This is a genomic window from Sagittula sp. P11 (assembly GCF_002814095.1).
GTDB lineage: Bacteria > Pseudomonadota > Alphaproteobacteria > Rhodobacterales > Rhodobacteraceae > Sagittula.
In genome coordinates this window covers 3602501-3613299 of the sequence record NZ_CP021913.1, presented here as the reverse complement: position 1 = coordinate 3613299, position 10799 = coordinate 3602501, and the positions used below count along the sequence as shown (strand labels likewise).

Annotated in this window: 9 protein-coding genes, 2 rRNA genes and 1 pseudogene (1 of these 12 cut by a window edge); 6 read left to right on the top strand and 6 right to left on the bottom strand. The window is 62.5% G+C overall.

The annotated features are described in order from the left end of the window. The first annotated feature begins 123 nt into the window (after window positions 1-123). From CDO87_RS17585 to CDO87_RS17565, 5 genes and pseudogenes are all read left to right on the top strand, one after another. Complete coding sequence (locus tag CDO87_RS17585; RefSeq protein ID WP_100929982.1) at window positions 124-1260, top strand: chemotaxis protein CheB; 1137 nt, start codon at window positions 124-126, stop codon at window positions 1258-1260. Further along, complete coding sequence (locus tag CDO87_RS17580; protein WP_100929981.1) at window positions 1190-2113, top strand: PAS domain-containing protein; 924 nt, start codon at window positions 1190-1192, stop codon at window positions 2111-2113. The genes CDO87_RS17585 and CDO87_RS17580 overlap by 71 nt, the downstream gene beginning before the upstream one ends. 80 nt (window positions 2114-2193) lie before the next feature. Further along, window positions 2194-2415 (top strand): annotated as a pseudogene (locus CDO87_RS27605) (response regulator); the annotation flags it as partial. Between the two features lie 238 nt (window positions 2416-2653). Next, the gene (locus CDO87_RS17570; protein WP_198521743.1) at window positions 2654-4327 is read left to right on the top strand and encodes a CheR family methyltransferase; all 1674 of its coding nucleotides are present in this window, start codon (window positions 2654-2656) and stop codon (window positions 4325-4327) included. Then, window positions 4315-4584: a hypothetical protein gene (locus tag CDO87_RS17565; protein WP_100929979.1), complete on the top strand. Its 270-nt coding sequence runs from the start codon at window positions 4315-4317 to the stop codon at window positions 4582-4584. Before CDO87_RS17570 ends, CDO87_RS17565 begins: the two co-directional genes overlap by 13 nt. 66 nt (window positions 4585-4650) lie before the next feature. Here CDO87_RS17565 and CDO87_RS17560 read toward each other — a convergent pair whose 3' ends face one another. From CDO87_RS17560 to CDO87_RS17545, 4 genes are read right to left on the bottom strand one after another with little or no spacing between them, the layout of a single operon-like run. Next, complete coding sequence (locus CDO87_RS17560) at window positions 4651-5247, bottom strand: response regulator (protein WP_157815028.1); 597 nt, start codon at window positions 5245-5247, stop codon at window positions 4651-4653. Further along, on the bottom strand, window positions 5244-5492 hold the full coding sequence (locus CDO87_RS27600) for an ATP-binding protein (protein ID WP_404944737.1): 249 nt from the start codon (window positions 5490-5492) through the stop codon (window positions 5244-5246). Before CDO87_RS27600 ends, CDO87_RS17560 begins: the two co-directional genes overlap by 4 nt. Then, on the bottom strand, window positions 5489-6619 hold the full coding sequence (locus CDO87_RS17550) for a histidine kinase dimerization/phospho-acceptor domain-containing protein (protein ID WP_100929976.1): 1131 nt from the start codon (window positions 6617-6619) through the stop codon (window positions 5489-5491). Before CDO87_RS17550 ends, CDO87_RS27600 begins: the two co-directional genes overlap by 4 nt. Before the next feature lie 35 nt (window positions 6620-6654). Then, window positions 6655-7008, bottom strand: a complete 354-nt coding sequence (locus CDO87_RS17545) for a hypothetical protein (protein ID WP_100929975.1) — start codon at window positions 7006-7008, stop codon at window positions 6655-6657. A gap of 114 nt (window positions 7009-7122) precedes the next feature. Between CDO87_RS17545 and CDO87_RS17540 the strand changes: the two genes are divergently transcribed. Continuing rightward, the gene (locus CDO87_RS17540; RefSeq protein WP_100929974.1) at window positions 7123-9249 is read left to right on the top strand and encodes an ATP-binding protein; all 2127 of its coding nucleotides are present in this window, start codon (window positions 7123-7125) and stop codon (window positions 9247-9249) included. A 138-nt stretch (window positions 9250-9387) separates the two neighbouring features. Here the strand turns inward: CDO87_RS17540 and rrf are convergent. Then, window positions 9388-9502 (bottom strand): 5S ribosomal RNA (rrf, locus tag CDO87_RS17535). Between the two features lie 143 nt (window positions 9503-9645). Then, window positions 9646-10799: ribosomal RNA gene (locus tag CDO87_RS17530) — 23S ribosomal RNA — on the bottom strand (it continues 2293 nt past the right edge of the window).

The following is a 10799-nucleotide window of genomic DNA, read 5'->3' as shown; positions in this document are numbered from 1 at the left end:
CTTAGGCGGTAAGCAAAGCGTTCTGGCGTGGATATGCCACTCGGGCTTGCCGTGGCACCGTGGAGCATAGATGAACGACACAAAGACTGACGATGGCCAGAACCGGCGCGCAATCTCGGCCAGGTGGACGACTCATTCTACCTGATCGGCGTGGGCGCGTCCGCCGGTGGCCTCGACGCCATCAAGCAGGTGATTTCGCAGGTCCCGGAAAACTTTCCGCACAGCTTCGTCATCGTCCAGCACATATCGCCGGACTACAAGTCGCTCATGACCGAGATACTCGGACGCACAACGGTGCTGCCCGTGCGCGAAGTCACCGACAACATGCCCGTCGAACGCGGCTGCATCTATCTGATCCCGCCACGGTCCAACATCGTCATCCAGGGCACTCGGGGTGACAGTAGCCCCCGGCTCGACGACGCGATCGAGGAATCGCAGGGCAACAAGGGCCTGCGATTCTCGCTCGTCGAACCCTCGCCGCGCCCGGCGCTGAACCTGCCCATCGACATCTTCTTTACCTCGCTGGCAGAGGCGGTGCGCGGGCGCGGCATCGCCATCGTGCTGTCGGGCACGGGGTTCGATGGCAGCCGGGGGATCCGCGCGGTCAAGGACAACGACGGCTTCGTCCTCGTGCAGGAACCGAAGACCGCCGGGTTCGACGGCATGCCCCGCACCGCCATCGCCACCGGGCTGGTCGACATGGTGCTGTCGCCCGACGACATGATCGAGGAGATGTCGCGCAACATCGAGATGCGCGACAAGGGGATCATCAGCGTCGGAGAAATGTTCTCGAAGGACACGGCGACCTACCACAAGATCGTCAAGCTGGTCAGCGACCAGGCCGAGATCGACTTCTCCCGCTACAAGGAGCCGACCCTGAAACGCCGCATTGCCCGGCGGTTGGCGCTGAAGGGACACGAAAGCCCGGAGGCCTACCTGGCAGAACTCAGGGACGACACCGCCGAGGTGAATGTCCTGTCTCGGGAATTCTTTGTCGGGGTCACGAACTTCTTCCGCGACCTGCCGGTCTGGCATGCCTTCCAAGAGAAGATCCTCGAAGACCTGTTCGCCAGCGGCAACACCGAGCAGCCGCTTCGGATCTGGTCCGTCGGGTTCTCGACCGGAGAAGAAGCCTATTCCGCCGCGATGATGCTGGAAGACGACCGGACGGCCAACGGCATCCCGGGCGATGCTGGGCGACGGCGAGACCGAGGTGCCCGACCGGCTGGATGCCTGGCTCGACCTCGTCCACCCGGATGACCTGGCCGCGGCCCGCGCAACGATTGAAACCCACCTGATGTCCCGCACCCGCGAAGCGCCGTTGAACATCGACATGCGCTGCCGCCGCAAGGACGGCTCCTACGCCTTTCTCCAGGTCAGGGGCCGCGTGATGGACTGGTCGGACCGCGCCCGTCCCGCGCGTGTCATGGGGGCGATTGCCGGCATTTCCGAACTGCGCGCGCGCGAGGACAGCGTCAAGCGCCAGGACGAGGGCATCCGCCGGTTCGTCCGCGTGGCGACTCTGGAATGGAACGCCCTGCTCGATGCGCTGGGACAGGTCATAGACACACTGGACGAGACGAAGGACAGCGCCGCGCTCGAGCGCCTGAAACGCCTGTCCGGCCTCATGGAACGCCACACGCAGGCGACGCTCGAGTTCTGGAACGTGGAACCCGGCGACCTGACCATCGAAAGGCAGGACCTCACCGCCTTCGCCCATACGGCAGCAGCCGCGTTGGAAACCGAGATCGAGGGTACGGAACTGACATTCGACATCGGCACACTGCCCGCCGCCGAAGGCAGCCGCGCGCTGCTGACGGAGATGTTCGAAACCCTGCTGCGCATTGCCTTGGACGCAGGCGCGACGTCCAAGCCGGCGAAGATCCGGCTGTCCGAGGCGAAAGCCTCAGATGGCGACGGGGCGGTGGCGATCCAGATGCGCTGCCCCGCCCACGATGTCATGCCCGAAAGCGTCGGGGCATCCGGACGGGCCAGCGGCGCCTCTGCCAGAACCTCCGCCACCGACTTCGGGCTGGAGTTCTGCAAGCGCGTGGCTGCCTGCACGGCGGGGTGCTGTCGGTCAGCTACCCGGGCCCGGCGGATATGGTTGTGACGGTTTCTCTGAACGCGGATCAGGCTTTCTGAATCGCGGTGGGCAGGACGCGCGACAGCATTAAGGAGGTGCTTTGAGAGATGACCAATGCATTCGGATCCGTGCGCCTCTTGGTCGTGGATGACTTTCCAGAGGATCGCGAACTGATCGCCGATCTCGCCCGGACCATCGGCATCGAAACCGTGCTGGAGGCGGACGGGTCAGAGGGCGCACTCGAGGAGATCCGCAAGGCCGCGGTCGACTGCGTGATGGTCGATCACCGGCTGGACGGCGAGGACGGCCTCGACCTCGTGGACGAGATCCATAAGCACTGGCCCACCCTGCCGATCATCGTTCTGTCTGGACAGGGCAACAGGTCGCGGCGGCGGCGCTCAGGGGCGGTGCTCTGCGCTACATGCCAAAGCGCGGCATGGATGCGGGTGCCCCGAAGTCCGCCGTCGATAACGCGATGCGGTGGGCACGACACTTCAAAGCGCACCCGTCGTCCTGACGGCTCGGGCAGGCAGGATGCGGCGCGCACACCGGACAGGGACTTGGGACATGACGGCAGGCCGGACCGACGCGGGCGAAGATGCCCCTGTCGCCAGCGCCGTCGATCCGGGGAAGAACGCGCCAATCTTCCTGATCGCCGTTGGCGCCTCTGGCCGGCAGACCGACGCCCTCATCCGCCTGCTCGACTCCGCGCCCGCCGGTTTCGGCCACAGCTTCGTCATCGCGACAAGTGGTGTCGCCCCAGACGCGGCCAAGCTGACGGATACGCTGGGCGCTCACTGCAAGCTGCCTGTCCTGCCGATCAAGACCGGGATGATGGTGGAAAGCGGTCGTGTCTTCGTTTGTCCGCCGGGTAAAGCGGTGCGCGTCGTGACGGACACCGCCCGTGCGGGCGGCCGCCCGGATTTCCGGTTCGAGCTTCGGGACGGTCAGGAGACGACAGACCCGAACAGTCCGCTCGATACCCTTCTCAGCAGCGTCGCCACCACCTTTGGCGAATTCGCCGTGGGCATCCTGCTGTCCGGCATAGGCACCGACGGCGGCCTTGGCCTGCGCGAGATCAAGCGCCGCGACGGGTTCGTCATTCTGGAGGAAGACAGCGGCACAACGGAATTCACCCCGAAGACGTCGATGCTGAGCGGCCTCGTCGACCGGATCGGCCGGCCCGAGAAGATGGTCGACGCACTGGCGCAGGTCATCGCCCTCCGCGGCACCTTCATCGACGAGGCCAGCGTATTGCTGCACCCTTACCGCGAGTCGTTCGAGACGCTCCTGCAGTTCGTGACGGGCACGTCACAGATCGATTTCATTCGGTTCAAGCGGCCCGCCCTCCAGCGGCGCATCCTGCGTCGCTTGGCGCTGTGCATGTTCGAGACCCTGCCCGAATACATCACCTACATCTCTCGCAGTTGGGAAGAGGTCGCCATACTCCAGAACGAGTTCCTTGTCGGCGTCACCAGCTTCTTCCGCGACCCCGATGCATGGGAGGCGCTGGAGGAGGTCGTCCTGCCGCAGCTTTTCCGGGACGGTGCCAGCGGCGGGCGCCAGGTGAAGATCTGGTGCGCGGCCTGTTCGACCGGCGAGGAGGCCTACAGGCTCGCCCTTGCGTGTCACGACTTCCGCATGCGCCACGGGCTGGAACACGATTTCCGCATTTATGCGACCGACCTCAAGACCGCCTCGCTGGAAGAGGCCAAGCGCGGTATCTATCCCAACGCGGCGCTGTCCGAGATTCCGCCGCGCTACTTGCGCCCCGAACTCCTGATCGCCAAGGGCAGCACCTTCGAGATCGACCCGCTGCTGCGGCGGCAGCTGGTGTTCTCGCGTCATGACATGGTCAAGGATCAGCCCTTCCCGCAATGCGACCTGATCGTCTGCCGCAACGCGCTGGTCTACTACAACCAGGAGACCCAGAAACTGCTGCTGGACCGGTTCTCCGGCGCCCTTCGTCCCGGCGGCGTGCTGTTCCTCGGTGCGCCAGAAGTGAGCACGGCGCATGCCTCGGCCTTCCGTCCCATGCGCGGGACCAGCCGTTTCCTCGAGAACACGCGCGAGGAACGGGTGGACGAAACCGAAAGTGCCCCCCTGTTGCCCCCCTCGGTGCGGGATGGGCCGATGCAGGGGCCGCGGCTGTCCGCGACGCGTCAGGACAGTGTCGCGTCGATGGTCATCGCCGAAATGCCTGACATCCTGCGCACCTCGGCGCGGCGGTGTTTGTACTGATCGAAGAGGGCAAGATCCAGCGGACCTTCGGCGATTACGAGCGGTTCATCGAGATGCCCCGCTCCCGAACGTTCACGTCGAACCTGCTCGACCTGCTGCCCGATCCGCTTTCGGTCAACGTGGCGCTTCTGATGCGCAAGGCCGCGGCGGCGGGAAAGGCCAGGATGCCGGCCATGGACCCGGGCGAACACCCGCCCTCCCGGCAGGTCGAAGGCCTGTGCCACATCACGAGTTCTTCCGACGATCAGACAACCTAAATCCTCACGCTCAACGACCTTCGCACCGGTCCTGCACATTCGCTTTCCGGCCTGGACGCGGATGCTTCAACGGGCGGTCACGACACCATGGACGATGTGCTCCTGAAGGCAGAGATCGCGTCGCTGCACGACAAGCTGGCCGAGACGGTCAAGGATCTTCAGGACATCTACGCCGAACGGCAGGTGATGGAGGCCCGGTTGCTGGTCGCCGAGACCGAGCTGGCCGAGCACCGGAAGCTCTGCGCAGCCTGTCCAGAACGTGCGAAAACTGCCCACCATATCCACGTATTCGTCGAAATTGCGCGGCTTGCGGATGTAGGCGTTCGCCCCGGCGGTGTAGCTTTCGATCAAGTCGCTCTGGTTCGAGGAACTCGACAGGATGACCACGGGGATACGGCGCAGACGGGAATCGTGGCGCATGGTCTTCAGCAGGTCGAAGCCGGACAACCCGGGCAGGCGAAGATCGAGGATAATCAGGACCCTGTCCTCGCGCGATATTTCGGTCCTGTCGCGCAAACGGTCCAGTGCGTGCTCTGCCTCGGGACCGGTGGTGCAGCGTTCGATGTCCAGCCCCGGGGCGCCGTCCTCCTCGAAGGCAAACTTCAGCGCCTCGAAGTCGTCGTCGTTGTCCTCGATCACGATCACATTCGGTGTACGTTTCATGATCTCCCCGCTTTCGTCCCGGCAGACGCTACGGTGCCATCGGCCTGCACTTTGTCCGACAGGGGCAGAGTGCAGGTAAACATCGTGCCCTGACCGACCGCGCTGTCGAAGTCTATCTCGCCTCTGCATCCTTCTACGATGCGCTTGACGAAGGTCAGCCCCACACCCGACCCGGGGCCGTGGTCCCTGCCCGTCTTGATCCGTCTGAAGGCGGTCCAGATGGCGTTCCGGTCGCTCTCTGTCACGCCGATACCATTGTCCGCGACGTAGAAGCGGCCGTGGCGGCCGCCGGGCCGAGAAAACAGACGTGCACTTCGGGTCGGTCGGAATCGTTGTACTTCAACCCGTTCGCGATGAGGTTCATGAACAGGCTGCGGAGACGGCCGAAATCCACGGTGACCGGCGGCAGCCGGGTATCAAGCACGATGGCGCCCTGCCGGTTCGTGTCTGCCGAAATGAGGTCGTGCTCGATCTGCTTCACCACGGCAGCGGGATCGGTGGACACGTCATGCTGATCTGAGGACCGGCCAAGCCGCGCAAACTCCAGAAGCGAATCCATCAGCATCTGCTCGCGTTCGCACATCTCGACAATGCGCAGTACCCGCGCCCGCGCCGTTTCCGGCAGCTCTTCCTTGCGCAGCAGGAAGCCGGCATTGATCGCGATGCCCCGCAACGGCTCCCGAAGGTCGTGGGACGCGATGTCGGCGAAGTTGTCCAACTCGACGTTCGACCGCTTCAGATCTGCGATCAGGCGGTCGCGCTCCGCGTTGAACTCCGCCTCCCGCCGGTGCTGCTCGGTCACGTCGCGGTGCGGGATCACCTGGCGTCCATCGTCCAGCCGGTACAAGGCGCAGCGGATAACGGACCCATCCGTGAAGGTCGCGTCGCGGATGTCGGGTTCGCCGGCGGCAATCGCATCGGGCGGCGTCACCACATCTTCATGCGTGATGAAGGGCGTGATGCGCCGGGTGACTTTGTCCAGCATGTCGCCGGTCGATACGGTCTGACCGACATGTCTGAACAGCTCCCCGAAGGCAGAATTGAAGAAGACGAATCGACCGGCGGGATCGACGATCCCGAGGTGCAATCCGATCATGTCGAACATCCTGCTGAGCCTTTGCTGCTCGGCGCGTTCGCGTGATCGGTACAACTGCGCAATTGCAAAGCTGGCGATCACGAAGATTGCGGCAGACATCAGAAGCTGGAGACGAAGCCTGAGGAAGGCGGACCTCTGCTCCTCGAACTCGCGATCTATCTGTTCGCTGAACGCGAATACGTCCCGTGCAGCGGCATCGTCCGGCACGCGTAGGCGAGCATCCAGTTCCCGAGCAGTCAGCCCCTCCCCCGACAGCGCGCGGGCGCGTTCCAGCATGGCGGTGTATGTGTCGAGCGTCGCATGCAGCTCTCTCAGGCTGGCATCCAGGCCGTTGTCGGCGATAAGGGTTCCAGCTCTTCCAACGCCGCCAGGGCACGCACCATATCTTCCTGCGCGGCCGTGAAATAACGGGTTTCCTGTGGACGCAGCACGTAATTCTTGAAGTCATGGATAAAGCCGACATAGCCGATCGCGCGTTGGAGCCGCAACGTGGCGCTAACAACATCTCGGGCTCTCGACTCGATCATCGAGGCCTCCCGCCCGGCCCACAGGATGACGCTCAGCAAGGCGGTCAGGGCGATGACGGGCAGCAGATAGGTCTGGCGCCAGGATTTCACTTGTCTTGCGCCCTTGACCGCGCGGTCCCAGCCTACCAGCGTCACCATACGTTGCCAGCAGCTTCCCGGTGTATGATTCCGAGCTGACCATGCGGTGTGCGGTTTCCGGCCTGAACCACAAGATATACGCAGGAAGCTTGCGGATTCATTAACATTTCATTAATGTTGGACGGTATGACTATCGCTCGCGGGGGTGAGATGCGCGGTCTGACGTTTGAAATCGAACGCGCCCGGAAGACAGGTTCCGAGGAGTTTCCCGTTTCACTCGCAATCTACCTGGAAACCGATGGCACAATCCGTTGGGTTGGTCCGGATGTACGGGACCATCTCGGCATGGATGCGGCCGCCGATCCTGCCGGAGAATCTTTCCTGTCCTGGTGGGCGGAACCGGATGCGCGTGGCGTGGCCGACGCGCTCAACAGGGTGCGCAGGGACGGCAAGGCCACATTCGAGGCCATGATGAACCCCGACATCGTGTCCGGACGTACCTGGAGCGTTCAGCTTGGCGCCATGCATGCCGACAGCGGCACCGCGAGCATTCTGGCCGTGCTGGTGGACATCACCCGGAAAGTCGAACGCATTGCCGAACTGGAAGACGAACTGAAGCGTGCGCAGGCCACCAACGCGCAGCTTGTCCGCCGGCTCGAAACCAAACGGGAACGCATCCGCGTCCTCGAAAAGCGCAACAGCCAGAGCGACAAGCTGCAGACCATGGGAGCCTTTGTCGCCTCGGTGGTGCACGACATGAACAACGTCCTTTCGGTGATGAAGTCGGCGCAGCGCATTGTCACACGCAAGCTGAAGGACAGCGTGGAAGCCGATCTGTTCACCGAAGTGGACGCCTCCATTGATCGCGGCCAGTCGCTCTTGCGGCAGTTGCTCGATTTTTCCCGCACCGACGATCTGCATGCCGAGCTGTCGGACCCGGCGGCGATGCTGGACCGCGACAAGGGTCTGATCCAGCAGCTGATCGGCCGCTCTGCCCTGCGCATGGACCTGCCAGAAGAACGCTGGCAGATCTTCTGCGAACCGGGCCGCTTCGCTGCGGTCATCTTCAACATCGTCTCGAACGCGCATGACGCCATCACGGAAAGCGGACGGCCCGGCACGGTGACCGTGGCGCTGCGGAACGTCCCTCGTGCGGAATGCCCCGAGGGTGTCTTTGCCCGCGACTACGTCTGCCTGTCGATCATCGACACCGGCGCCGGCATGTCGCCGGAGGTCCTCAACCGCATGGGCGAACCGTTCTTCACCACCAAACCGAAGGGCAAGGGCACCGGCATCGGCATCCGGTCCGCGTATGACCTTGCGCGCCGCTGCGGCGGCAAGCTGGAGATCGACAGCACGCCCGGCGCGGGCACGGAAATCCGCATCTACATGGCCCGCGCCGAACTGCGGGGCGAGGTCATCGGCCCCGAGGGCGGCATCGAGGACCGGACGCTGCATGGCGATGCCCGCGTACTTATCCTGGCCAATCCGGAGAATCTGGGGCCCGGCCTGCAGAACCTGCTGAACGGCCTTGGCTACGAAACAGCCCTTGCCAGCGACATCGTGGAGGCACGGGAACTGGTGAGCGACGAACTGATTTACGACCTGCTCGTCGTCGATCTCGATCACGTGGCAGATGTGGCGCCTTCGGTGCTGGAAACGCTCTGCGAATATATACCCGGTGCCAAGTGCATCCGGATTTCCTCGGCCGCGTCGACGCCGGAAACACCGGTACATCTGAACAAACCGATCTCCGAACACGGCCTGGCGACCACGATGCTAGACCAGCTCGACCGTCTGCCAGGGGCATCCCTGACCGAGCATTCACTGCGCCAGTCTCAGCGGATACGCGAACGCCTGCCCTCCCCCGAGTTCCGCAAGGTTTTCGACATCTGGCATGAAAAGGCACGGCTCGGGCGCTATCTCCCCGATGGATCGCTGGTGAACGACCTGCAGATTCAGATGCCCCGGAATGCCTGCCTGATCTCCTGCGACCTCAATCCAGAGACAGGGAAACATCAATTCCGTTTCGTCTGGGCGGGCTCGGCCCTTGAGGCACAGCTTGGCAGTGACGACGCCACCGGTGCCGTCATGACGGATGCGCATGAGCGGCTGATCGGCCCCATGGCCCAGATATATCGGCGCTGCCAGCGCGGCACCGCGCACTACGCCAGCGCCCGCGTCCTGAACCTGTCGGATCAGCCGGTCAATGTCGAGCGCCTGCTCCTGCCTCTGGCCGAAGGTGGTGAACGTGTCACGCATCTGTTCGGTCTGCTGCATTTCCACGAAACCGCAGACTGAGACACCGGACGTGTGTTAACCGGCGGGCAGCATTTCTGCCTTTTCGGGAACCGACTTGCGGGCAAAAACGACAAAAGCCGCCTTGCGGCGGCTTTTACGTTACTGATCATCGAATATAGATTTGTTGGTTTTTGCTAGGTTTGGCGGTGACCTACTCTCCCACGTCTTGAGACGCAGTACCATTGGCGCGGTGGCACTTAACGGCCGGGTTCGGAATGGAGCCGGGTGTTTTGCTCACGCTATGACCACCAAACCGAGTAAAAACCAACCACGATGTTTGTCTAAACATCGTGACAATCAACCCGCATTTTTTTTGCGGCGTTTGTCCAAGTTACACTTTGGAAGTGTATGCTTGTTGTCCGTAACATTGGGTAATGAACCTTGCTGTTACTGGATCAAATCAAGCCTATCGGGCCATTAGTACCGGTCAACTGAATGCATTGCTGCACTTACATCTCCGGCCTATCGACGTGGTGGTCTTCCACGGCCCTCAGGGATACCTTGTTTTGAGGGGGGCTTCCCGCTTAGATGCCTTCAGCGGTTATCCTTTCCGATCATAGCTACCCAGCACTGCCGTTGGCACGACAACTGGTCCACCAGTGGATCGTTCACCCCGGTCCTCTCGTACTAGGGGCAACTCCTCTCAAGTATCCTACACCCACGGCAGATAGGGACCGAACTGTCTCACGACGTTCTAAACCCAGCTCACGTACCTCTTTAAATGGCGAACAGCCATACCCTTGGGACCTGCTCCAGCCCCAGGATGAGATGAGCCGACATCGAGGTGCCAAACACTGCCGTCGATATGGACTCTTGGGCAGTATCAGCCTGTTATCCCCGGCGTACCTTTTATCCGTTGAGCGATGGCCCTCCCACTTGGGACCACCGGATCACTATGGCCGACTTTCGTCTCTGCTCGACTTGTCAGTCTTGCAGTCAGGCTGGCTTCTGCCATTGCACTCAACGAGCGATTTCCGACCGCTCTGAGCCAACCTTCGCGCGCCTCCGTTACGCTTTAGGAGGCGACCGCCCCAGTCAAACTACCCACCACGCAGGGTCCCGGACCCGGATAACGGGTCGCGGTTAGACATCAAGCAGAACAAGGGTGGTATCTCAAGGATGACTCCACCAGGACTGGCGTCCTGGTTTCAAAGTCTACCACCTATCCTGCACATGTTGTGCCTGATGCCAGTGCGAAGCTGTAGTGAAGGTGCACGGGGTCTTTCCGTCTAACCGCGGGAAGCCTGCATCTTGACAGGCAATTCAATTTCGCTGAGTCGATGTTGGAGACAGCGGGGAAGTCGTTACGCCATTCGTGCAGGTCGGAACTTACCCGACAAGGAATTTCGCTACCTTAGGACCGTTATAGTTACGGCCGCCGTTTACCTGGGCTTCAATTCAGAGCTTGCACCCCTCCTTTTAACCTTCAGGCACCGGGCAGGCGTCAGACCCTATACGTCGTCTTGCGACTTCGCAGAGCCCTGTGTTTTTAATAAACAGTCGCCACCCCCTGGTTTGTGCCCCCGGCACTCATGTACCGGGCCTCCTTC